A 24,318-nucleotide genomic window follows, 5' to 3' on the forward strand; every position below is an offset into this window, starting at 1 on the left:
TTTCTTTTCTTATCAATGGAAACTGAAGTAAGATTTCTCGCTTCTCGCTTCTCGCTTCTCGCTTCTCGCTTCTCGCTTCTCGCTTCTCGCTTCTCGCTTAACCCGCTGCAGAAATATCGTATTTCTTCATCTTATGGTTGAGAGTGCTCATTGGAAGCGCCAATTGCTCAGCGGCCTTCTTGGTGTGCCAATTGCAAGCATTTAAGCAATCGATGATTACTGTACGCTCGTATTGGCTGACAACGTCCTTAAGGCTCTTTGAAACGTCTTCTAAATCCGCTTGTGCTTGCTGCTCGTAAGTAGGTTGCTCTGGGGTAGATGAAGCTGCTTTCATGTCGATACTTGGCACACTTTCTGGGATTTGTTCGCCAAACTCGATGTGAGTAATAGTTTCAAAATCGGACAGTAGCACCGAGCGCTCAATGATGTTCTTAAGCTCACGCACGTTCCCTGGGTATTGGTAGGCAAGGAGCTGTTTACGTACGTTGGCACTTAACCCTGGTGCTTGCGGCAAACCTAGCGTGTTGGTGGTGTGTTGCACGAAATGTTCGGCAAGGGGAATAATGTCTGACTTGCGAGCTCTCAATGGTGGTAATGTAATAGGGAACACATTCAAACGATAGAACAAATCGGCACGGAATCCGCCATCTTTGATTTGCTGCATAAGATTACAGTGGGTTGCGGCGATAACGCGAACGTCCACTTCAATCTCTTTGCTAGTGCCGATTGGGCGAACTTTACGTTCCTGTAGCACACGCAGCAATTTTGCTTGCAGTAGCATTGGCATATCGCCAATTTCATCTAGGAAAAGCGTGCCGCCGTTGGCTGCTTCAAACAAACCGACTTTGTCTTTGTCCGCGCCCGTGAATGAACCTTTCTTATGCCCAAACAGTTCAGACTCTAACAACTGTTCGGGAATTGCCGCACAGTTTTGTACGATCAAAGGCTGTTCTGAACGGTTAGAGTTTTCGTGAATGTATTTCGCGATCACCTCTTTACCTGCGCCCGTTTCACCACGCAACAGAACGTCGACAGGAAGAGATAGCACCTTATCAAGACGATTCAAGACATTGAGCATTTCTTCGCTCTCTGCAATAGGACCTTGATAGGCTTTCTGAGTACGTTTTTTGAGCTGAGTGTTCTCGCGCACTAGGGCTTGATTGTCGGCATTGAGATTTTTAATCACTTGCCCATATTGCTCTAACCAAACGGCTTGACGAATGTTACTCGCTGCCATTCGACAAAACTCAGTCAAGGCTGCCTCGTTGTCAATGACATTCAAATCGAGTAAGACTAACAGCCCAATGGTTTTGCTTTCGCTATCAATCAAAGGCCAAGCCAGTAAGTTCTCGCTTTTTAGTCCCAATGTCTGCTCTGTTTGATAAATGCTTTCACAGTCGTAGCCGTTGTATTTGTATAACTCGTTAATCAACACCACTTCACCATTACGAATCGCAAAGTTAAATGGGTCGTTCTCACTGGCTGAGTCTAGCTGTAATGCTTCCCAAGGGTGGGAAACGACGGTTTTATCGTTGTGGTGAGCGGTACTTGGAATCAACGCCTGTCCTGTCTGGTCCAAAACATAAATGATGCCGTGCTTTGCTAAGGTCATTTGTCTCGCAGCGGTCAACACGGCATCCAATGTTTGGGTAAGCTGGCTGCGATCAGCCAAAGATTGGCTGATCGCAAGTAGGGCGTTGCTAAGTTCGCTATGGTTAGCTGAACGCATAGGTCAGTGTTCCTTGCTCATCGACAGAAACTGTGATTTGCGTGTGTGAATCATCCTTATCATGCACCAATAGCTGTGTCGATAGCTGAGGCAGTAACTGACGGTTGATGACCGCGTCGATGTTACGCGCGCCCGTTTCAGCAAGGCGACAGTTACCTAGTACGAACTCAACCAAGCTGTCTTCGTAGCTTAGCGACAACTTGTGATGGCTCTGTAGACGCTGAGAAACTTTATTCAGCTTGTGGTGAATAATTTCTGTCATTGCTTCATCAGACAGCGGAACAAATGGTAGTACTGACATACGTGCCAACAGCGCTGGCTTGAAGTGTTGGTTCAAAGTAGGGCGAATAGCTTCTGCGATGATGTTCGCATCGATGTCTTTTGATTGATGAACCAAAGATTCAATCTCGTGTGTTGCAAGGTTACTGGTCATGATGATCAGCGTGTTCTTGAAGTCGATGGTTCGGCCTTCGCCGTCGTTCAGCGTGCCTTTGTCGAACACTTGGTAGAACAGGTTCAACACTTCAGGGTCGGCTTTTTCCACTTCATCAAGAAGAACAACAGAATATGGACGTTGACGAACCGCTTCTGTCAGCATGCCGCCTTCGCCGTAACCTACGTAACCCGGAGGTGAACCAATTAGGCGAGATACCGTGTGCTTCTCTTGGAACTCAGACATGTTAATGGTCGTCATAAAGCGCTCACCACCAAACATTTGATCAGCAATTGCACGAGCAGTTTCGGTTTTACCCACGCCACTTGGGCCAACCAGCAGGAATACGCCTGTTGGTGCGTCTGGGTTGCCTAAGCCTGCTTTTGCGGTTTGAATGCCTTCAGACAGTGCATCGATAGCGTATTCTTGGCCTTTGATGCTTTGTGTTAGGCTTTCTTTCAGTTTTAGCGTGGTTTCTGCTTCGTCTTGAAGCATCTTACCCATTGGAATACCAGTCCAGTCCGAGATCACATGGCTGACTTCATCTGGGCCCACTTCAAAGTGAACCAGTGGGTTGCCATTGCGGATTACATCTAGCTGTTCTTGGCAGGCCGAAATTGCAATGCGAACGGCTTCTTCATCCATTTCTGCATATGGAGAAACGTCTTGCTCTTGTTCTGAATCTTCGTCTGCAACAAGCTCTTCTTCATTTGTTTCGCCAAAGACCAGTTCATGTAAGCGAGAGCGTAGAGCAATCATCTCTTGGATCTGCTCTTTTTCTTTGTGCCATTGCGCTTCTTGTTCTGCTAGCTCTTCTTTCGTTGTTTCCATTGCCAGTTTTAGGTCTGGAATGTTAGCAAGGCTGTGCTTGTCGCCAGTTTGCTGCAGAGCATCACGCTCAAGAGCTTCTAGCTCGCGCTGTTGAGCTGCAAGTTCTTGCTGCAGAGTTTCAACAGAAGCAGGAATGGCATTAAGGCTGATGTTCACTCGCGCGCATGCTGTATCTAGAACATCAATGGCTTTATCTGGCAGTTGACGACCAGAGATGTAACGAGCAGAAAGTGCTGCCGCAGCAGTGATAGCATCGTCACGCACGTAAACGTTATGTGATTTTTCATAAGCAGGGCGCAGACCACGAATGATCAATGCTGCTTGTTCAGGAGATGGTTCGTCGAGTTTCACCAATTGGAAACGACGTGCAAGGGCAGGATCTTTCTCGAAGTACTTCTTGTATTCCGACCATGTTGTTGCGGCGATGGTTTTCACTTCACCACGTGCTAGGGCTGGTTTTAGCAAGTTTGCCGCGTCGCTGCCGCCCGCTTGGTTACCGCCGCCAACAAGGGTGTGTGCTTCATCGATGAAAAGAATGAGAGGGGTTGGCGAGTTTTTCACTTCATCCAATACTGCGTTTAGGCGTTTTTCGAATTCGCCTTTTACGCTTGCACCAGCTTGCAGAAGACCCATGTCCAGGCCGTAAAGCTCAACACCTTTGAGGTTGTCTGGTACGTCACCTTGTACAATCTTAAGTGCCAAACCTTCTACTACTGCGGTTTTACCAACGCCCGGTTCACCAACAGCAATAGGGTTGTTTTTACGGCGACGAGCAAGGATGTCCACGATTTGGCGGATTTCTTGGTCACGGCAGAAAACAGGATCGATTTCGCCTTTGCGTGCTTTACCAGTGAAGTCTGTCGTGAACTTGCTCAGTGCTGAGCCATCCTCACGAGCTTGTGTTTTCTCTGAAGTAGCAACTTGCGCCTCAATAGAGTGGCTTGTTAGCTCTGCAAAGTTACGCTTAAGGCTGTCAGGGTTTACCGCTTCAAGGATAGAGGCGTAACCATGTTGGCCGTAACGGAGAGGGTTGCTAACAAGAGTAAGGAGTAAGGCACCAGAGCGGATTTGTGTTTCGGATAGATCTAAAGAAGAAACCAGCCAGCTTTCTTGCAACCATTCGATTAATAAAGCAGAAAAAACAGGTTTGCTGCCATTTCCTTTGGCGTTGGTGTCGAGTGTGGATCGAACCGATTGTCTTAATAAGTTCTCAGAACAATCAAAATGACTTAATAAGACGTCAAAATCACTATTTGGCCTTTCTAATAGACTCAGTAAATAATGCTCAATTTGAACTTCGTTTGCTTTTTCAGAGACTGCAAGTGCAGCGGCGTCTTCTAATGCTACTTTTGCAATCGGGTGTAGACGCTGAATTAATGAAGAAAGGTTTATATTTATCATAGCCATTTTATTCTTTAGAGGAAAAGAGGTAGCGGCTATTATACTAAAAGTGATTGCGTTCTTTTTTTATCAAGATATTTTGACTATCGTTTGTTGGTTATTTTTAATGATTATTGTGACATTAATGTTTGTGGTTATTTTAATGGCGTTGTTATTCTAAATTAATTGATAGTAAAAGTGTCGGATTTATTAGTTTTAATGACTTTATTTACACAGTTTTATATGGTTATTTTCACTTTTTAAAGTTAGAACAATTTATTATTATCTTAATCCAACTTTTTGGTTTTTTATCCAATAAATTGTACTCAAGATATTAGTGAATAATGCCTTAATTTGTATAAGTTGTTGTTTTTATTTTGTTTTTAAAGTTGGCACGGACTTTGATTATACCAAGTAGTCGCGGTGATAAGCGATTTGGTGATTTAAACAAAACAGATTTTAGAAAAGGAAATAGCGATGCCAACTCCAGCATATATGTCTATCCAAGGTGAGACTCAAGGCCATATTACTAAAGATACTTACTCTGCAGATTCAGTAGGTAACACATGGCAAGAAGCTCATGTTGATGAGTTCCTAGTACAAGAACTTGATCACGTGCTAACTGTTCCACGTGATCCACAAAGTGGTCAGCCAACTGGTCAACGTGTACACCGTCCACTTGTTGTAACTAAAGTTCAAGATCGCTCATCTCCACTACTATTCAACGCACTAGTATCTGGCGAAAAACTTCCTGAGTGTGTGATCCGCTTCTACCGCACTTCAGTTCAAGGTAAACAAGAGCACTACTACTCAATCAAATTGATTGATGCGCTACTTGTCGATATCCAAACTCGTATGAACCACTGTCAAGACGCAGCAACAGCTGACCGCGTGACAGAAGAAGTGCTTAAGTTCACTTACCGTGCGATCGAAGTAACTCACGAAAACTGTGGTACTGCGGGTAACGACGACTGGCGTGCTCCACGCGAAGCTTAATTGCTCGTCGCGTAAAGATTCAGGGCCAACGATTGTTGGCCCTAATTCGATTATTTGTATCAGGTAAAAGATATGGTGAATGACGTAGAATTTAAATTTGAAGTGCCTGGATGTGGGCATGAATTTCGGGTCGAGAGCTTTCATGTTCATGAAGAGTTATCTAAGCCTTTCCACATCAATCTCTCATTACTTTCACTTGATCCAGATATCTCGTTCGATGAGTTAATACGTAAAGCAGGAACATTGACACTTTACGGACAAGGTGTTGGGGCTGCGCGTGTGTTCAACGGCGTGGTGAATGAAGTGCGTTACTTAGGAACTGGACGTCGTTTTTCTCGTTATCAATTAGTCTTGGTTCCTCAAGCTTGGTTCTTATCTCAGCGCCAAGATTGTCGTATTTTCCAGCAAAAGTCAGCGCAAGACATCATCACAGAAGTACTCGATGATGGGGCAGTCACCGATTACCGATTTGAAGTGTCGGGTACTTATCCTCCAAAAGAATACGTTCTGCAATACCGTGAGTCTGACTTGCACTTCGTGCAGCGTATGATGGCTGAACACGGTATGTGGTATTACTTTGACCATAGCGATTCAAATCATACGATGGTCATTGTCGACAGTAATGACGCGATTGCACCTTTGATAAGCTCGCCACTAAATGCTTCTTACATTGGGCCGATTGTTTATCATGCCGATGGTGGCGGTGTTGCCGATCGCGAACATATCTCTGATCTCGAGTTAGTTAACCGCGTTAGAACAGGACAGGTTACGTACACAGATTACAACTACGAACACCCTAAAATTCCACAAGAGATGACACAGGCTGGCGAGCTAGACCAAGATCTCAAGCAGTTTGATTATCCTGGACGATACGTTGACCCGCTGATGGGTCAGGTGAGAACCACGGAGTGGATGTCGGAACACATAGTCGATAATCAACAAGTGGAAGCAACGAGTGACGTAATGCGCTTAGCATCTGGTTACAGCTTTAACGTCAGTGACCACCCGCGTTCTGAGATTAACCGCGATTACCTTATGTTGTCTGTAATGCACACAGGTCAAGATCCGCAAGTGCATGAAGATGAAGCGAGTGGTATGCCAACCACTTACTACAACCAGTTCTCGTGTATTCCACGTGATGTGGTGTTTAAAGCGCCTAAACTAGCAGCACCAGTGGTTGATGGCCCTCAAACGGCGGTTGTTGTAGGACCAGAAGGTGAAGAGATTTACACCGACAAGCTTGGTCGAGTGAAAGTACAGTTCCATTGGGATCGCTACGGTGATAACAACGAACATTCAAGCTGTTGGATTCGTGTAAGCCAATCCATGGCGGCGCCAACATGGGGCGCAGTTTATTTGCCGCGTATTGGCCATGAAGTCGTAGTGACTTTCCTTGAGGGGGATCCAGATCGTCCGTTAGTTACGGGCGCAGTTTACAACGGTTTGCATTTCCCACCGTACTCTTTGCCAGAAAACAAAACTCGTACCACGTTCCGCACGCAAACGCACAAAGGAACAGGTTACAACGAGTTGAGTTTTGAAGACGAAGCGAACCAAGAAGAAGTCTATATTCACGCTCAAAAAGACATGTCGACCAAGGTGCTCAACAACCGTTACCGTGATATCGGTCAAGATGAATTCTTGAAGGTTGCACGTCACCAAACGAATGAAGTTCATGGTGACCATAAAGAAACCATTCATGGACATAAAACGACACAAGTAAACAGTACGTTTACCGAGACAGTCGAGCAAGACGTTACCGTCACATACAACGCGAACGAAGCCCAGTATGTGAAAAACAATTCTGACTTAGAAATTGGTGATAACCGTACGACTAAGATCGGTAAAAATGATGACTTAGATATTGGCGAAAACAGTAACCTTACTATCGGTGCGTCTAAGAGTTCAGATATTGGTGCGGATGATAACCAGACGATTGGTGGCAACTTAACGGTATCAGTGAAAGGGAACACCGCTTATAAAGCCGATGGTGCAACGCAAATTATCAGTGGCGACAAGATTGTATTGAAAACGGGTGGTTCCTCTTTAGTGATGAACAGTGATGGTTCAATAAAGTTATCAGGCTCGGCTATTACGATCGAAGGCAGTGACAAAGTCGTCGTGAAAGGTGGCAACGTAGTGGTTAACTAACAATGGAAAAACAACCTCTTACAACAGAAGTAATATCAGAGCAGCAAGCCGAATCAACGGCTTGCTTTTCGCGTTTTGGAAGAATAGTGGCTATCAATGAGTCTACGGGCAGTGTGCGAGTTGATTTTGATGGTAACCCATTTAAGCAGCCACTCACTGCGAGACTAGGACGTGGCTTTCGTCGTTCTGAGCTGCAAATGGCTATCGATAATCGATTAAGTTGTCGAGTTGAATTTTTGAACGACGACTTAAGCTTGCCTCTTGTGACGGACATTTTCTTCTCCATTCTGGATGACTCTGACGAGTTTGTATTGCGAGCGAAGAAGATGGTTATCGAGACAGAACAAGAGTTGGTAGTCAAAAGTGGTGAGACAGAAACTCGCTATAGCGGGCGCGATGGACGAATTACCACTAAAGCGAAGTACGTCACCTCTCAAGCAGAAAAAGCACAAAAAATTCAAGGCGGAACGATCGCAATTAACTAATTACCTAGCATTAGCTAATTTACGTCGAGTTAGCTAATTACTTTGTATTAACTAATTGCAATCGCGTTATGGCACGCTAATAACGGATAACTAGATGCGACAAAGAATCGGTGTCGAGCACCTAAAGGCACCCATAACCAATCAAGAAGTCGAAGGCGCGTTAGCAAAAGCTGAGCGCGCTGTGAACGACCTTTCCCAATTGCCAGTAACATGGCTGGATTTCTGTAATGAAAAGCTGTCCATTGCTTCTGAAAGTATCGGTTTTTTAATCAGGCAGCGAGTTCAAATTCACAAAAGGGGTTATCCAAGTCGTGAGTTGGCGTATCTCAAGCTGATTGAACGCCAAATTGAAGAACTGAAGCAGGTGTACTTGTCGTTTTATCGGTTAGCACCGGGGTTGATTCATCAGTTAAGAGGCCAGGAGCCAGAAATCTACAGCTGGCTGATGCTACAAGGCGAGTTGGGCTCAGCGTTGGATAACCTTTTGTGCGGCTTGAGTTTACTCGAAGATATTGACGCTAAAACCGCAATGGTCATTGCCGTACAATCTCCGGTTGAATCTATGGATAGCACGCTTTCGGAGCTTATTGAGGGTAATGCGACATCCAGTGCGTTTTACTTTGAATGCTTACGTGTACGTCAAACATTAAGTGTTTCTCTCATCAAGCGCTGGCACAAAGCCAGCATCATTAGCTCTCATGTTGCTTTGCCACTGCTCGCTTTACAAGACGTGAAAGAGGGGATTGATTGGCTCAATGACAATGCAGGCAGCGAACAATATCTATTTGAACGTTTGATTACCAAACGTGACAGAGGCACTTGGCTCCGTCAGTGCTTTGGCATCGAACCAAATGGATTACCATCAGCGCAAGTGCTCACTTATGCCAAGTTACTTGAGTTAAAAGAGTTTGAGGCGTTTGATATCTCTTCTTCATTAGCACCTGTTGATTTTGCGCTGGGTGGTGATTGGAAACTGGTACCCCAAATCATCGAGCACTTGGAAAGTCTGGAGGAAGGTGAAGCTGAGGGTGAAATTTGGCTTCAAGCCTTGTATGTCGTCTACGGAAAGCTTCTTCCTCTGAATCCGCAAGATGTTGGTGTCGAGTATGAATGGGAAGAGATTGTCGATCTGCTCAATGAGTGGGTGGAAGATGAAAAATATATCCAAAATCTACCAAGCCGCTTGGGTTACGCATTGAGCTTCGAGTCTACGTTAGCTGCGATGCAAGATTCTAACGTTGATGTGCTGTTCCGCGATTGGCTATGGCGTCAACTCTGTATTCAATCCAGAGCCTACGTGCCTTGGGATATGGCAATGCCGATTCATCAACAAGACTGGAACTTTGACAATTTAAAGGCCGCACCTTCTGCGAGCGAACGATTCAACTTAAGGAATAGCAATGCAGTTATGGGATATTGAGGCGTACCCTGAGCTATCACTCAAAGGTCGTTTTCAACGTGACGAAAACGGCGATGAAGTCTGGGTTGTAGTCGCCAAACGCACATGGCAATTCGATGGTGTGGTTTGGCACGAATTAGGTGAAAGTGAAATCTTCGATGATCCCCAATATTTGGGCGAAGAAGGCTTCTCTGCGATGAAAGTTGACCACGAGTTCGCGTATACCAAAGAAAACACAGATGTACTTGTTTACGGCAAAGCGCGCAGCTACGCGAAAAAGCCAGTGACATACCAAGAGTGTCGTGTGCTGATTGATGGTCATATCGATAAGACTCTCGCTATTCACGGGGAACGCGTATGGGTTGAGCATGCTGGCAGTATCACGCTGAGCAATCCAGTCCCATTTATTGAAAAAGACATTGATTACACTTGCGCGGTAGGCGGTGATTTACGTAACCGAATAGGTGGTGGGGTTGCCGACTCCAACAAAGAATTGCTTGAACAGAAAGTGCCCTCGATTTTTTATCCCCGAGAGGACTGGAGTGCCGCCGCGAAAAAACTACGCGTTGCGGGGTTCGGGCCAGTGCCTCCGTTCTTTGAGTCGCGCCAGAAGCTGGCCGGCACGTTCGATGACGATTGGATTGAGAATCGCAAGCCAATGTTGCCACTCGATTTTGATAAGCGGTTCTTCCAAAGCGCGCCTATTGATCAACAGTGCAAAGGCTTCCTTCGTGGGGGGGAGCGTTTGATGATGAGTGGCTTTTGTCATGATGACACGCTTTCATTTCGAATTCCTAAAGAAAAATACCGTGCGATCGCGACGTTCAAAGATCAAAGTTATCAAGCTGATATGGCGATGTACACCTTATTCGTTGATACGGAAAAGAAAACTATATCAATCAGTTACACCGCTGCGTTTCCTTGTCAGGGCAAGGAACATTTGTTGGTGTCGACATCCATCACTAAGTTGGAAGAGGTAAGCGAGCATGCATAATTCAACAGGCCGTTACGTGCTAGGGATGGAAGTGATGACGCCAACCGGTATGAATTTAGATATTGCTAGTGCAGTTTCGTATGCTGACTTAGGAAGATTCGACCAATGTGTAGGGGATGATGGTATCGAGCGTTTTACTTACGCCAAAATCGAATACACCAAAGAAAGTGAGCAGTTTGAGAAAACGTGTGAGTTAATCACCCACTTGCTTGATTCATTGTTAGCACAGTTACCACGTTCATTGAGACCAATACCTTTGCTTATAGCGGTGCCTGCGTCTGTTTCACTAGTAAAGGTGCAAGAATGGCTTGGTGAAAGTAACTATGCTGAATTTCTCTCTGTGGTGAATGCTGTTCATGCCAGTGGGCCCAGTTTCGTTCTCCAGGCCATGAAATCATTGGATAAATACGATGCTATGATGTGTATCAGTGTCGATACCTTGGTGAGTTCGATGCAAACACTCATCGACGATGCGATGGTAATGAGTACCAATAATCCATGGGGCGTTATTCCGAGTGAGGGTGGGGCGGGTTTAATTCTTTGTCGAAGAAATACCGTAGAAACATTGAAACTTAAGCCTCAAGCGCAGCTTGGCTACATTGATACGGAATTAAACACTTCAGACCGAAGAGGCATGTTTCGACTTGTTCAACGTGCGAGTAAAAAGCTCGATTCATTTGGTGAAGTGTATTCCGATATGACGAACCTTCGCATGCACTCGGAAGATTACGGTTTTGCTCTGGGAGCTAAAGCAGAACGATTCACGAACCCAGAACAACCGCAGCTTATCAATGAGTTGTGGGGCACGATGGGCAGTTGTTCTTCTCTCGCTTTAATTGCCTTTGCGGTCAGAGAGCACCACTTTAAGCAACCAACTACATTGTTAATGTTCGACTTTCATGGTGACAAAGGAGTTCTCCAATTACTGCAATGTTAGTGGGCACTCATCGATCAAATAGCAATGAAAATATACTCATATTATTAGGTTGAAGTTTGTAACACGAAAAAGCGTATAACTCATGCAGTGAAAGCGTAAGTAAAAAGGTCTAATAAGTTAGTAATAATAACTAAAATAATAGGCTTACTGTTTGTTTTAAATACCAACCTTGATACAAGTACGTTCAAGAAAATATTATTCAACTCTAATAATATTTATTCTATGAAAGAGTACTAAGTGTCTAATAATCAGAGTACAGCCAAAGGATATATCGATCAGTTGGTTGTTAAAGCTATTGAGAAAAAGAAACTGAATGAGCAAAGGCTAGCAGAAAAAAATAAGCCGAAGCTTGAGTACGTGCTTTTTTCACAGTTTGATGTATTAGACAAGCTTCCTTCTAAAAATGGTAAGACAACGGTTTACCATCTTGCAAAAAAAGGGCAGCCAGAGAAGCAAATCTGTTGCAAAGTTATCAATGATGACTCGCCAGAATTTGCGAGCAAAATGTTGATTAACGAAGCGAGCAGGCTGGAGCTTTCTCAACACCCTAGCGTGGCTAACTTTGTAAAAATCGGCAACGAATTCGAACGCCCATATTTGATGTACGAGTGGATCCAAGGTGAATCACTGGCAGAAAAAATGGATCGTCATTCTTCTAAAGGCTTCCGCCACGACCACATCGCTTGGTTGGTGTATCAACTCGCTGGCGCTCTAGAGTTTATGCATACAAGAGGTATCTGCCATCTTGATATTAAACCATCTAACGTATTAGTGAGTGAAGGCGATTACGTTAAGCTCATTGATTTCGGCGCTGCTCGTTACATTGGAGAGACAGAACCTTACGCAGAAGCAAGCTTGAGCTACGCTTCCCCTCTTTATATAGAAACTGGCATCGCGGAACCGCAAGATGATGTTTACTCTCTCGCTTTGCTCGCTGGACATCTATTTTTAGGCTCAATATTTGGTGATGCTTGGAATAAGCAGTTAAAAGACCGAAAGCGTCCGGCTTTGATCCCGGCTCATATTTGGAAATTGCTGAAAGAAGTCATCAACAAACCAAGAGGGCATGGCTATACCGCTATTTCGTTTGCTCAGCAGTTAGCGCGAATCGATACGCAATCAATTAGCTCAAATTCTAACGCACCAATTTTCAGTAGCTTGCGTAACGCGGACTTGCTGCTTACACACTGTAAGCCAAATGATAAAACGGCGTATGGTCGCTTTAAAATATTAGAGGCGAGCTTAGTGTTGAGTGTGCTGGCAACAGCAGGAAGTTATTTATATCAACAGAATAAAGATCAATTGGATGCCATTTTTTCCCGAGGTGTCACTACTGTAACTCACGTTATTACGCCCTCTGAAACGGCTTCTTTTTTGGCTCAGCCTCCATGGAAAATCAAAGAAGAATTGTCTCAAGCTACTCAGAGTATTGATATGACAGAAGCTTATCGAACAGCATATCAAGCTCAGCAGTTAAGCCTCTCGAATTTATATGAAGAAAAACAGGCTCAGTTAACGTCGTATCAATCGTTAGCGGATGGCTTACCAATGGCATTAGTCGAGTTACGTAAGGAGCTTGTCACCTTGCGAGAAACCCTTGTTCGTGACGGTGCTCTGTTTCCATATGCGGATGAGGCGTTGACTAAAGTGATGTCTGGATTAAATGTCGCGTCTATCGATTCCATGAAAGTATCTTCCATAGCTGGCAGTCGAGATAAGCAGATTGCTCGCTTAATTTTAGATGGTGAAGCTAAGCTCGCAGAAAATGAAATGAAAGAGGCATGGTTATTAAACCAGTCACAAGCCTATTTCTACAACCAAATCTTACCAAAGGCTGTGATGGAAAATATTAATGACTCCATCGATAAACATGCAGAGGCGCACTTTTACACCAAAGCAATTGAAGAAGCCGAATTAGCCAAAGCCTACTTCGGTAATACGCCAGAACTAGACAAAAAAATAAAGGATTTAATCGTCGCAAGAAGCGAATTTATTTTGTTTAGCACCGTGATGGAGCAATCCGTTTACGACAAACAAAAGCTACATGAATCCCTTGCCGATTTAGAACGGAATGCACCAAGCAAATTTACAGAAATCACGAAAATTCTAGATAGCATGGCGTCGGATGCAATTGAGCAGAGCCATCGATTATCTAAGCCAGCAAATGGCGCAATTGCGGTAGCGCGTGCGTTGAGAGATTACTTGACTGAAGGAGACGTGAATTTTGTCCAACATTGATATCGATCGTCTGCTTAATCCTATTTCTGATGAATCTCCAGTGGGAAACGATGCCCGTTACGAGTTTTGCTATGAAATGATGGAGTCCGAAGTGAAGAAATTCGGTTCCTTGTTTGGCGAAACAGTAGATTGGAGCGTGGTAAAAACGCACGCGACTGAAGTTCTAGAGCACCACAGTAAAGACTTAAAAGCCATTTGTTACCTCGTTCGCGCGCTAACAGAAGAGTTTGGTCTGCAAGGCTTTGAACAAGGTCTAAAGCTGCTTAGTGAGGCGTTAAGTCGCTTTGGCGTTGAATTGTATCCTTCGCGAAAGCGGGGTCGAGATGGCGCGGTCGAATGGTTGAACCATCAGTTTAAACTGGTCAGCAGCAAGTTAGCGGAAAGCGCTCAGTCATGGGATTTGGTATCAAACTGCATTTCGACTATTGAAGAAGTGCAGCGCCAGTACGACGAGGTTTACCAAGACTCAGAAGCGGATTTCTTTGAGATTCGCACTCAACTCAATGTCTTATCTCAACAAGCGGTGGCTGATGAGCAGAGCGATGATGCAGTCGTTAACGTCGAACAAGCGGCGCCTGCACCAGCTACGCAGCCTGCTGCCGAAGAAACGCCAGCGCAGAGTGAAGTGCAAACCGCACCGGTGAAGGCGGTTCCGCCGGCCCCTAAACCTGCGCCAGTTAAGAAAGCGGTAGCAAAAGAAGTCGATGTCGATACGGACTTCTCTTCGCCGACGGCTTCTAAGCGCACCTTGAAGAAGGTTGCGGAAGTCATGCTTCATGCGAACCCAAGTGATCCGCTGGCTTACCGGATTTATCGTCATCTGACTTGGGATGACATTGATGGTCTACCCGACCATCAAAACAATCAAACGCCTTTGAGCTTGGCAGTGTCGTCCGATCAACAAGCGGAATACCGAGATAAAGCAGACCAAGAAAGCGACATCGACACGATTAAGCGTTTGGAGCGCACATTAACGGATGCGCCGTTTTGGCTGACGGGCCATTACTTCGTGTATTCGATGCTTAATAACTTGGGCTTTGATGATGCAGCACTTGCTGTGAAACAAGAAGTGACGCGTTTTGTTGAATCGCTAGAGGGCATCGAGCACCTCTCATTTAAGAATTCTATACCATTTGCAGATGAAGCGACCTTGAGCTGGTTATCGACTCAAGATACTACTTCTTCGACTTCTCAACCCGTTGTTCAAACGGTTGTGATTTCGCAGGAAGACTCGCTGCCAGTGGAGGATATCACTCTAGAAAATCTAGGGGAATGTGCCGCAGAGCTTGCCCACAAACTTGAGCTGGATAGCTCGGGACGTGGGCAGTTCATGCTGTATTTACAATTGATAGCAGCTTACCAGTCTGTTGGATTATACCCGTTGTGTTTGCCGTATCTTGAGAAGGGGTGGGAAGTACAAAAAGCGTTTAATCTCGCGAGCTGGGAACCCCACTTATCGTCACAGTTAGAAGACCTAATTCGAAAAACACTCCATCGGTTATTTGGAAGCAAGGATCTTCTACCTGAGAAGTATGAAGAGTGGAAAGCAATTTACGACTAATTAAAGAGTTAGATAAGGAACGAATTATGTCACGTGACGGCTCGGTGGCTCCTAAAGAGCGAATTAATATCCGTTATGTTCCAGCAACTGGCGATACGCAAGAAGACGTAGAGCTGCCGCTAAGCATGATGGTAGTTGGCGACTTTACTGCGCGTGCAGATGAGACACCAATTGAAGAACGTACTCCAATTAACATCGACAAAGACAACTTTAACGAAGTGCTAGAGGGCATGTCTCCAAACGTTAAAGTCAACGTTGAAAACCGTCTTTCTGATGAAGAAGGCGGCCAGATTGGTGTTGATCTGACGTTCCAAAACATGAAGGACTTCTCTCCTGAAGCGATCGCGAAAAGTGTACCTGAACTAAACAGCCTACTTGAGCTTCGCGAAGCCTTGGTTGCACTTAAAGGTCCTCTAGGAAATGTTCCTGCGTTCCGTAAGAAGATCGCATCGGTTCTTCAAGATGAAGAAGCGAGAAAGAAACTGTTGGATGAACTAAGCATTGGCAACGACCAAGACGCGAAAGAAGAGTAAGGGATATCATGTCTGCAGAAGCACAAGCGCCAGAACAAGAAGCAGCCTTAGTTGAATCAGGCTCACTTCTGGATAGCATTCTTAACGAAACACGTTTAAAGCCAAGTGATGAAGGTTTTGACGTTGCAAAACGCGGCGTAGAAGCATTCATCAGTGAGCTACTAAGCAGTTCGAACACAGAGAAAGTCGACCAATCTCTGGTTGATCTGATGATCTCTGAAATCGACCAAAAATTGTCTAAGCAAGTTGATGCAATTCTTCACAACGAAGAAGTTCAAGCGATTGAATCAACGTGGCGTGGCCTTAAGTACCTGGTTGATCACACTGACTTCCGCGAGAACATTCAAATCGAACTGATCTCTGCGAAGAAAGACGAAGTTCTTGATGACTTCGAAGACGCTCCAGAGGTGGTGAAGTCTGGCCTGTACAAGCAAATCTACACACGTGAATACGGCCAGTTCGGTGGTAAACCTGTTGGCGCAGTCATTTGTGATTACGCTATGTCTGCCTCGTCGCCTGACATCAAACTGATGGAATATATGGCGAACGTAGGTGCAATGTCTCACGCACCATTCATAACGTCGGCATCGGCTAAATTCTTTGGCCTAGACAGCTACGAAGAGCTGCCAAACCTAAAAGATCTGAAGTCTGTATTCGAAGGCCCACAGTACGCGAAATGGCGTGGTCTGCGTGAGCACGAAGATGCACGTTATTTAGGTCTATGTACATCTCGCTTTATGCTACGTACGCCTTACTCTGTTGAAGATAACCCAATTAAGGCGTTTGACTACGATGAGCAAGTGACAGACAGCCATGATAACTACCTATGGGGTAACTCAGCGTACGCGATGGCGTCTAAGATCAGTGAATCATTTGCTAAGTACCGTTGGTGTCCGAACATTATTGGTCCTCAAAGCGGTGGTACTGTACAAGATCTACCGGTTTACAACTTTGAAGCTATGGGTCAAATCGAGACTAAGATCCCAACCGAGATCCTGGTTTCTGACCGTCGTGAGTACGAGCTAGCGGAAGAAGGCTTCATTGCGCTAACCATGCGTAAAGGTTCTGACAACGCGGCGTTCTTCTCTGCAAACTCTGTTCAAAAACCAAAAGTGTTTGCGAACACGCCGGAAGGCAAACAAGCCGAGATGAATTACAAGCTAGGTACTCAGCTTCCTTACATGTTCATTATCAACCGTTTAGCGCACTACATCAAAGTGCTACAGCGTGAGCAAATTGGTTCTTGGAAAGAGCGTTCTGACCTAGAAATCGAATTGAACAAGTGGATTCGTCAATACGTTTCTGACCAGGAGAACCCGCCAGCGGAAGTTCGTGGTCGCCGCCCACTTCGCGCTGCGAAGGTTGAAGTATCAGACGTAGAAGGCGATCCAGGCTGGTACAAAGTATCGATGTCTGTACGTCCTCACTTCAAGTACATGGGCGCAAGCTTCGACTTGTCTCTAGTTGGTAAGCTAGACCAATAACCCATTACTGAAACCATCAAGCAGCCAGTGAAGACTGGCTGCTTTTTTCGTAGGACCGCATATGGAAAAAGGTTACCGTCTTTTAGAGCGGATCGAGCTAGGAGAACCAAAAAACTGCTACGAGAAAGTGGTGTCTCATAAGCATTTGATTGAATCCATTCACTCGCATCTCGCTGACTTGTTGAATACGCACTCCGGCAACGCAATGATCGACAATGAGTATGGTCTGCCAGATTTTAACGACGTACTTTCTAACAACACAAACCTCGTTCGCCATATTCAAAAAAACATCACGTCAACCATAGAACGCTTTGAGCCCCGACTGCTTAATGTCGAGGTTCATTACCGTGAAGACCACCATAATCCATTACAACTCGGCTTTGGTATTCGCGGCGAAGTTTCCCATAACGGCGGTAAAGTCCCAATGTCGATCGATGTCTACATGGGAACCGACGGCCAATTTAACGTTTAGTAGGTGCCACTTGAGTAACAGTAAATACTTTCAAGATGAACTCACGTATTTACGCGAGTCGGGTAGTGAGTTTGCCAAATATCATCCGAAGTTAACTCACTTTCTCTCTGAAGGAACTTTTGATCCAGATGTCGAACGATTGCTGGAAGGTTTTGCTTTTTTGACCGGACGCATCCGCGAAAAGATTGACGATGAACTGCCTGAGCTTACGCAATCTCTGATGACTTTGCTGTGGCCACATTACATGCGTTCGATTCCGTCTTTGTGTATTAGCGAACTAAAACCGCATACCGGAAGTGTTACTGAGAAAACCGTGGTGAAACGTGGTGCGGAAATGGCCAGCGAACAGGTAGAAGGCACGCAGTGTTTGTTCCGTACTTGTTATGACGTCAATCTATACCCAATTACGATTACTAACATTGAACAAACTAACAGCCGCACCAGCTCGATGATTGATGTGACGTTATCGACGGAGCATGGCCTTGAGCTGTCTCGTATCGGTTTAGATACGTTGCGTTTGCACCTGCATGGTGAGATTCATATTACTCGCACTGTCTTCTTATGGCTGTTCCGTTATCTAGATTACGTCGAGTTGGATGTTGGTGGCGGCTACAAACATCGTTTAGGGCCAGAATACGTTAAGCCAGTCGGGCATGAAGAGGACGAGGCGCTGTTGCCTTACAGCAAAAATTCCTTTGCAGGCTACCGTTTGCTGCAAGAATTCTTCTCTTTGCCAGATAAGTTCATGTTCTTCGACATTAAAGGCTTAGAGTGGCTAAAAGGCATTCCGCAACGCAGCACGGTCAAAATCAAATTCCACTTTAAGCGTGCTTTGCCTTCAGAAGTGGTACTTAAAGATAAACACTTAAGGTTGCACTGCACACCTGCGGTTAACTTGTTTGAAAAAGACGGCGATCCAATCCGTTTAGAGCATCGACGAAACGAGTACAAGGTGCGTCCACAAAGTAACACTCAGGAGCATTACGAGGTTTATTCCATTGAGCAAGTGGAGAGTTGGAGTAAAGAGGAGCGTCGCCGAAAACCACTGATTGAATTTGAATCGTTTGAGCACCAAATCAACCAGCGTGATAAGCGAGAGTTCTACAAATCCAAAGTGGGCGAGCGAGTAAGCGGAAGAGGGTTAGAGCGCTATATCTCATTCCATACTCACAATGGCGACATTGCGGATTTAGGGACTGAAACAGTATTGATGAAGCTGCAATGCAGTAACGCGGACTTAGCGGAGCGCCTGTCAGTAGGAGACATCACTTACGCGACGCACAAATCGCCAACGTATGCGACGTTTAAAAACATTACTAAGCCAACACAGTCAGTAAGTCCTCAGGTTAATGGTGAACTTCAATGGCAGTTGATTGCCAACATGTCGCTCAACTACTTGTCTTTGGCCAATATCGATGTGTTGAAAGTGTTGCTCTCGACTTACGACTTCCACTCTCGAATCGATAGACAAGCCCACCGCGCGTCGATTCATCGACTTGATGGCATTATTTCTTCAGAGATGAAACCAATCGATCGCGTATTTCGTGGTGTATCTGTGCGTGGTAACCAATTCAAGCTCGTGACGGACTCTAAGTTCTTCGTAAATGAAGGCGATATGTTCCTTATGGCCACGGTATTGAATGAATTTATCCGTTTGTATTCGAGTGTGAACTCCTTTACCGAACTAGAGGTGTTCGATGAAGCGACGGGCGAGGTTTACAACTGGGCAAGCCTAATCGGGCAGCAGACAATACTATGATTAATACACTTTCTGATAAGTCGAATGAGTTTAGTTTCTACCAAGCGGTGTTGCTGTTAGAGAAACACTACCAGCTGGAGCCAAACTCAAACTTTGTTGCCGTGGGCGAGAACAAATACTTCCATCAAGAGCGAATTGAGTTCAGCGTGTCGCCAAACCTGTGCTTTCCAAAGAGTGATATGGATTTTATTACTCATATGGAAAGAAACGGACAGCAATATTCACGTATTGAGACGAACTTTCTTGGCTTGCATGGTTCAAGCTCGCCCCTACCTGCGTCTTACACTGAGAAACTCGTCGGTCGTGATCCCGATGATAACCCAGTGAAGGATTTCTTCGACTTTTTCCACAACCGCTATACAAGCTTACTGTATCGTGTTTGGAAGAAATACCGATATCACGTGCAGTACAAAAGCGGGGCAAGCGATGCGTTTTCTGGGCGCATACTGCATTTGGCTGGTCTCTCTAGCGTTATGCAAGATTGCGAAGTCGCGGAGTTAGATCGAGCGAAAGTTCTGTCTTACGTGAACCAGTTATCTACGCGTACACGTTCACCTAAGCTTATTTCCGGTATTGTTTCACACTACTTTTCACTGCCGAATGTGCGAATCGAAGAATGGGTTTATCGGCGGGTCGAGATTGCAGAAAGCCAACGCAACAAACTCAACCGCTCCAATTGTGTATTGGGGCAAAGCTTACACTTGGGACAAAGCATTGCGGATTTGAACGGCAAGTTTAACTTGTGTATCGACAACATCGATTTTGAAACGTTTAAGCAGTTTTCCTACGATGGTGAGTTACATAAGACGCTGGTGGGCTTGATGCGCTTTATTCTGCGTGACCCAATGTCGTGGGACCTAAAGTTGACAGTTAACTTAGACAGTATTCCAGAAAACAAACTGGGTAATGGAGAAGGGAACCAACTAGGTCAAACCTTCTGGCTTGGCAACCCAGGTGATAAAGACGCCAAAATTCGACTTATCGGAAGCATATAAGAAAGCCGCTCAACGAGCGGCCCTTTATGTTTTCCTCAAAGAGGTCAGAAAAGCTTAACGACTGATCGGCTGATGCAGTACAACGGTAGTATCAAGCCTTTGAATGCCGTTAAATGATTCAATTTCATTACAAAGATGATGAATAGACTGCAGGTCGGGCGCTTCAATTAGGGCAATAATATCAAAGTTGCCACCAACAACGCTCGTTAAGCGAACCTCAGGGATTTCTTTAAGTGCATTCGTTACATCATTCTTCTTACCCTTTTCACAAGAGATCAGTAGATAACTAGCGGCTTTTCGCCCTTCATTTTCTACACGAATCTGTGCGGTATAGCCTTTGATAATACCGGTCTTTTCTAAACGATTAATTCTTTCTGCTACTGCTGTTCGAGACAAACCAATGTTTCGGGATAGATTCGCAATCGACTCTCGCCCATTCGATAATAGACTTGAAAGTATTTTTCGATCTAATTTATCTAAACCTTGTAAAGTCATGTTTGAAATCATGTGTTCTGCCTATTTTGTTTTTATATTGTTATTAAATCGACTCTGGGAGCGTAAAGTTATACAGCTCAGCAAGAGTGAATGGGTTTTTCTGTGTCAACGGAGTGATGCGTAAGCTCAAGTCCCTCCCTGACACTTTTATGTCACTGACAAAGCTGCCGTTATGAGTGTTTGTCAAGGTCGAGTCACCTAGCAATCTGTATATCGCCCATTGACCACTCTTATTTAAAACGTGCTGTCTGCCTTCATCGGTTACATCCTGGAGTGTGATACTAATATTGAAGTCACCATTTTGCGGTGGCCATGCCATTTCACGAATGCGGCTTGGACCGTGGTAGTAACTTATATTGGTATCTGCAATTTTTAAGCTCGCTCTAATCGCACTAGAATCAAGATCGAGTACTCTTGCACTAAACGGAATATGAACGCGGTTAGTGCTTTTATTAATTAATGTGTCTCGAATAACGTTATAGTTACGCAGTTGCACTAACAGAGCCGGAGAGATTGGCATCGTCTCGCCATCCACCTGTTTTGGCGTCCACAAATTGGTATCGTAGAACGGTGCAAAATTTTTCTGAATAAATGTGTCTAACAAGCCACCTGAAGCAAACAGTAATTCAAAATCTTCAATTGAGATTTCCTCGGTCGCTGTTAGATCAAATGGGTATCGTCCCAGCCCTATCTCTTTAAACTTGGTGTAAATCTCGCTGTACCATTGGGTTTGAATGCCTTTAGCGGACTCTTTAATCATGACTGACCAGCTTTGTTGAACCACATCTAACAACCAGCTACGAACGGGTTCCGGTGATTTTTGGGCAATCTGTTTAAGTTTGATTAATGGGTCAGCTTCACTGCTGTTCATTCGATGCTGAGCTGCCGCTAGCGCCGCCATTTGCGGGTCAGGTGCATCAGCGATGTCTTTCATATACGTGCGAACACGGCTTAGCGCTGTTACGGTCTCATCCCAAGGAGTAGGGGAGTTTGGTGTTTCACTGACCTGAAGTTGGTTTAATAAGTGAAAAGCTTGTTCAACACGTTTCATCAACAAGTAATCAGGCTTAACTACTTCCTCTACTGCGTCTGATGCGGAGTCTGCCGCTGCCACGAGTTTCGGGTCTAGCTTTGAAATCAGAGCATTTTTTTCACCAACGGGTGAAAATTGTGTGTTGGCATAGACCTGCTTCAGTACGGTTGTCATTGGTGAAGAAGGGCCCGAGATTAAGTCTATCGCGTTCGTTAGATCGCCGACATTGTCATAGTTCTGGACTTTTAGTTCACTCAGCGCATTGCGCCAATTACTGATGTAGTCGTCAGTATATTTTTTACGTACTTCCTCTTTGAAGGCTTCTTGTTCTTCACTAGTAGGAATAACGTGTTGTGACAGACCTAAAACCCAGTTGTCACTGATGACTTGTTGTGACATTAGGTCCACGCGTGGTCTATAAAAAGTGCTAAAACCAGTGGAGGTATAGATCTTATCTACGATCAAGCGTTCGCTATCGATTGGTGTGTTGAACACATTGCTAAACTCGAAACCCACAGCTCGTTGCAGATCTAGGGTTCCTAAATCAATCGAATTTGCTTCGTTTAAAATGCCTGCATAAACGAGATCAACATTCGAATTTGCTAGCAATGAGCGACGTGTTGCGCGAACAAGATCCATATTGATATCAATTGGATCAAACTGTGTGCGAAAGTAAGCGTCCAAATAGCGCATCGCCTGATTGACGACGTCACTTTGGTTGCTCAAATCGTTCATCATTTGGAGAGTTTGATGACGCAAAAAACGGATATCACGCTTTGTTGGATCGTTTAGCATTAGATACCCCTTCAATAGAGGTAAAGCGCGTGTAAAAGTGTTTTGATTTTGTGTCAGTTGTAGACGGTAACCTTTCTCAATGAGAGGTATCAACTGTTGAGCAACGTCCTTAAGTAATGCTTCGTAAGCGATGCGAGTGCTTTGATCCAAACGGCTAATGTTGAGTGGTAATATCTCTTCATCCAAAGCCTTAGAACCTTTAAGCCACGCCCCATAAGAAGGCTCTATTGCTTTCGTCGCCTTCGCTAAAAGCTCATTGAATCTTGCATCTTGCTCCACTTGTGATTTGTCATCGATACTCAAGAGTTGATTCATCACGTGTAAGTTACTGTCTAATGTCGTGAAAAAGAAGTAACTGCCCCCAGTAAGCAGGATAATAGAGCCGAGTATTGCCAAACGGCTTTGTCTCTGAATTAGACGAAGATACGTCTTGTTTTCGCCCGCAAAGTCGCTTTCCGGCAATATTTGTGAATCAATCAGAAAGCGAGAGAAATAAGGCGTTTCTGTTAACTGAGTATGCTCTGACGCGATAATAGGTAAGTTGAAGTAATTACTACAACTTTTTGCAAGTAAATTGTACTTGCGACCGCCTTGCAGACTCGAACTAAAGAAAATCTCACGGATGTCTAGTGAATAGACACCGTTGTTAACATCACATAGACGCTCAAGCACATAGCTGACTTCAGACTGACATAGCTCAAACTGCTTAGGGAAAGCGAGTATTGCTTGTTTCTCATCAATGTCCGTTGAATTAGCGGATGCATCTAGCGCATTACTTTCAAGCACTCTCACTAGATTTCGATAGCTATCGCGGTAGTACTCTGCAAATACACCCTTGGCTTCTTTTAGTGGGATAGAGAGGAACTCAACACGTGTCTTGAGAGAGCTAAAGTGCATGTATTCTTTAAAGCCATCTAACTTGTCTAGCTTTGACATAATCAAATAGATTGGCAATGCTGAAGACGTTTTAGAGTTGATGGTACTCAAGCGCGCCAATAACGACGAAATGGTGTACTCTTTTTGCTCTGGCTCAGAGACGATCATGAACTCGAAATCGGTGAAGAATAGACACCCAGAAAATGGCTTTCGAGGTCGATGATGAATAACTTCTTCAATGAACGTATTCCATAAAGAAGCATCACTGCTTGATACTTCCTGGAACACTAAGCGTTGGTCTGGTTTGATGTACACAGCGCTGTCAGATTCGTACCATTCAAAAAAGTCATTCTTAGCGGTTCTAGTGCGATCCATCGGTTTGATTGCACTAGAATTAAATAAAAATTGACGTCGCCCTGACCCTTTATTGCCAAGCATCAGGTAAATTGGTTTCTTGCCTGAGTTAGCAAGAAGAGGCTGGATAACCATAGAAAGTGCTTCTTCCTCGGTTTCCAAATGTTGAGCTTTAGCGTTGTTCTTTTTCTTCAACCATAATGTGAATTGAAAAGTGACGTAAACAATGGCGATAGCACCAAGAGTCAGCCAAAGATAAAGTTGATCGATTTCGTCAAGAAAAAGCAGATAAATAGTGGTGATAATTGCAGCCACTAAAAACATCAATATAGTAGAAATCACCACTGGATTTCTAAACAGTTTTTGTTTGAACATAAGCCTAAAACTT

At 44.7% G+C, this 24,318-nt stretch carries 17 protein-coding genes; 13 read left to right on the plus strand and 4 right to left on the minus strand.

Annotated elements, in window-relative coordinates:
• Nucleotides 1-97: 97 nt before the first annotated feature.
• Together MTF70_RS08565 and tssH are read right to left on the minus strand one after the other, a co-directional pair.
• Complete coding sequence (locus MTF70_RS08565; protein WP_054574684.1) at nt 98-1,729, minus strand: sigma-54-dependent Fis family transcriptional regulator; 1,632 nt, start codon at nt 1,727-1,729, stop codon at nt 98-100.
• Complete coding sequence (gene tssH, locus MTF70_RS08570) at nt 1,716-4,394, minus strand: type VI secretion system ATPase TssH (RefSeq protein ID WP_042523611.1); 2,679 nt, start codon at nt 4,392-4,394, stop codon at nt 1,716-1,718. Before tssH ends, MTF70_RS08565 begins: the two co-directional genes overlap by 14 nt.
• A 456-nt stretch (nt 4,395-4,850) precedes the next feature.
• Here tssH and MTF70_RS08575 point away from each other — a divergent pair, with 456 nt between their 5' ends.
• The 13 genes from MTF70_RS08575 to tssG all read left to right on the plus strand — a co-directional run bounded on the left by MTF70_RS08575 (nt 4,851) and on the right by tssG (nt 20,377).
• A complete protein-coding gene (locus MTF70_RS08575) occupies nt 4,851-5,369 on the plus strand; it encodes an Hcp family type VI secretion system effector (protein ID WP_005373415.1) in 519 nt (172 codons plus the stop codon).
• A gap of 72 nt (nt 5,370-5,441) precedes the next feature.
• Complete coding sequence (tssI, locus tag MTF70_RS08580; protein WP_042523523.1) at nt 5,442-7,520, plus strand: type VI secretion system tip protein VgrG; 2,079 nt, start codon at nt 5,442-5,444, stop codon at nt 7,518-7,520.
• A 2-nt stretch (nt 7,521-7,522) separates the two neighbouring features.
• The gene (locus MTF70_RS08585; RefSeq protein WP_025767908.1) at nt 7,523-8,005 is read left to right on the plus strand and encodes a hypothetical protein; all 483 of its coding nucleotides are present in this window, start codon (nt 7,523-7,525) and stop codon (nt 8,003-8,005) included.
• Between the two features lie 94 nt (nt 8,006-8,099).
• The gene (locus tag MTF70_RS08590) at nt 8,100-9,425 is read left to right on the plus strand and encodes a hypothetical protein (RefSeq protein WP_205461068.1); all 1,326 of its coding nucleotides are present in this window, start codon (nt 8,100-8,102) and stop codon (nt 9,423-9,425) included.
• Nucleotides 9,406-10,398 (plus strand): DUF2169 domain-containing protein, encoded by a 993-nt coding sequence (locus MTF70_RS08595; protein ID WP_042523528.1) that lies wholly within the window; start codon nt 9,406-9,408, stop codon nt 10,396-10,398. The genes MTF70_RS08590 and MTF70_RS08595 overlap by 20 nt, the downstream gene beginning before the upstream one ends.
• On the plus strand, nt 10,391-11,335 hold the full coding sequence (locus tag MTF70_RS08600; RefSeq protein WP_005386097.1) for a hypothetical protein: 945 nt from the start codon (nt 10,391-10,393) through the stop codon (nt 11,333-11,335). The genes MTF70_RS08595 and MTF70_RS08600 overlap by 8 nt, the downstream gene beginning before the upstream one ends.
• 237 nt (nt 11,336-11,572) lie before the next feature.
• The gene (locus tag MTF70_RS08605) at nt 11,573-13,573 is read left to right on the plus strand and encodes a protein kinase (protein ID WP_042523531.1); all 2,001 of its coding nucleotides are present in this window, start codon (nt 11,573-11,575) and stop codon (nt 13,571-13,573) included.
• The gene (tssA, locus tag MTF70_RS08610) at nt 13,560-15,134 is read left to right on the plus strand and encodes a type VI secretion system protein TssA (RefSeq protein WP_064369335.1); all 1,575 of its coding nucleotides are present in this window, start codon (nt 13,560-13,562) and stop codon (nt 15,132-15,134) included. The genes MTF70_RS08605 and tssA overlap by 14 nt, the downstream gene beginning before the upstream one ends.
• Nucleotides 15,135-15,160: 26 nt before the next feature.
• Entirely contained in the window at nt 15,161-15,667 is a 507-nt protein-coding gene (gene tssB, locus MTF70_RS08615) for a type VI secretion system contractile sheath small subunit (protein WP_005373381.1), read from the plus strand.
• A gap of 8 nt (nt 15,668-15,675) precedes the next feature.
• Complete coding sequence (gene tssC, locus MTF70_RS08620) at nt 15,676-17,151, plus strand: type VI secretion system contractile sheath large subunit (RefSeq protein WP_005373378.1); 1,476 nt, start codon at nt 15,676-15,678, stop codon at nt 17,149-17,151.
• Between the two features lie 61 nt (nt 17,152-17,212).
• Nucleotides 17,213-17,623 carry a type VI secretion system baseplate subunit TssE gene (gene tssE / locus MTF70_RS08625; RefSeq protein WP_005373376.1) on the plus strand — a complete coding sequence of 137 codons (411 nt, stop codon included), beginning with the start codon at nt 17,213-17,215 and terminating at the stop codon, nt 17,621-17,623.
• 10 nt (nt 17,624-17,633) lie between these two features.
• The gene (tssF, locus tag MTF70_RS08630) at nt 17,634-19,382 is read left to right on the plus strand and encodes a type VI secretion system baseplate subunit TssF (protein WP_054865526.1); all 1,749 of its coding nucleotides are present in this window, start codon (nt 17,634-17,636) and stop codon (nt 19,380-19,382) included.
• Complete coding sequence (tssG, locus tag MTF70_RS08635; protein ID WP_005373373.1) at nt 19,379-20,377, plus strand: type VI secretion system baseplate subunit TssG; 999 nt, start codon at nt 19,379-19,381, stop codon at nt 20,375-20,377. Before tssF ends, tssG begins: the two co-directional genes overlap by 4 nt.
• 54 nt (nt 20,378-20,431) lie before the next feature.
• Here the strand turns inward: tssG and MTF70_RS08640 are convergent, their stop codons facing one another.
• Both MTF70_RS08640 and tssM read right to left on the minus strand, forming a co-directional pair.
• Nucleotides 20,432-20,884: an Lrp/AsnC family transcriptional regulator gene (locus MTF70_RS08640; RefSeq protein WP_005373369.1), complete on the minus strand. Its 453-nt coding sequence runs from the start codon at nt 20,882-20,884 to the stop codon at nt 20,432-20,434.
• Nucleotides 20,885-20,915: 31 nt separating this feature from the next.
• Entirely contained in the window at nt 20,916-24,305 is a 3,390-nt protein-coding gene (gene tssM / locus MTF70_RS08645; protein ID WP_025767907.1) for a type VI secretion system membrane subunit TssM, read from the minus strand.
• Between the last annotated feature and the right edge of the window lie 13 nt (nt 24,306-24,318).

Origin of the sequence: Vibrio sp. 2CM40D, from assembly GCF_023161825.1 — a bacterium.
In the GTDB taxonomy this organism is placed as follows: Bacteria; Pseudomonadota; Gammaproteobacteria; order Enterobacterales; family Vibrionaceae; genus Vibrio; species Vibrio alginolyticus.

Bases quoted from the DNA above. Each gene is read 5' to 3' on its own strand.
- MTF70_RS08565 (WP_054574684.1), bottom strand. From the start codon at position 1,729: ATGCGTTCAGCTAACCATAGCGAACTTAGCAACGCCCTACTTGCGATC.
- tssH (WP_042523611.1), bottom strand. From the start codon at position 4,394: ATGATAAATATAAACCTTTCTTCATTAATTCAGCGTCTACACCCGATT.
- MTF70_RS08575 (WP_005373415.1), top strand. From the start codon at position 4,851: ATGCCAACTCCAGCATATATGTCTATCCAAGGTGAGACTCAAGGCCAT.
- tssI (WP_042523523.1), top strand. From the start codon at position 5,442: ATGGTGAATGACGTAGAATTTAAATTTGAAGTGCCTGGATGTGGGCAT.
- MTF70_RS08585 (WP_025767908.1), top strand. From the start codon at position 7,523: ATGGAAAAACAACCTCTTACAACAGAAGTAATATCAGAGCAGCAAGCC.
- MTF70_RS08590 (WP_205461068.1), top strand. From the start codon at position 8,100: ATGCGACAAAGAATCGGTGTCGAGCACCTAAAGGCACCCATAACCAAT.
- MTF70_RS08595 (WP_042523528.1), top strand. From the start codon at position 9,406: ATGCAGTTATGGGATATTGAGGCGTACCCTGAGCTATCACTCAAAGGT.
- MTF70_RS08600 (WP_005386097.1), top strand. From the start codon at position 10,391: ATGCATAATTCAACAGGCCGTTACGTGCTAGGGATGGAAGTGATGACG.
- tssB (WP_005373381.1), top strand. From the start codon at position 15,161: ATGTCACGTGACGGCTCGGTGGCTCCTAAAGAGCGAATTAATATCCGT.
- tssC (WP_005373378.1), top strand. From the start codon at position 15,676: ATGTCTGCAGAAGCACAAGCGCCAGAACAAGAAGCAGCCTTAGTTGAA.
- tssE (WP_005373376.1), top strand. From the start codon at position 17,213: ATGGAAAAAGGTTACCGTCTTTTAGAGCGGATCGAGCTAGGAGAACCA.
- tssG (WP_005373373.1), top strand. From the start codon at position 19,379: ATGATTAATACACTTTCTGATAAGTCGAATGAGTTTAGTTTCTACCAA.
- MTF70_RS08640 (WP_005373369.1), bottom strand. From the start codon at position 20,884: ATGATTTCAAACATGACTTTACAAGGTTTAGATAAATTAGATCGAAAA.
- tssM (WP_025767907.1), bottom strand. From the start codon at position 24,305: ATGTTCAAACAAAAACTGTTTAGAAATCCAGTGGTGATTTCTACTATA.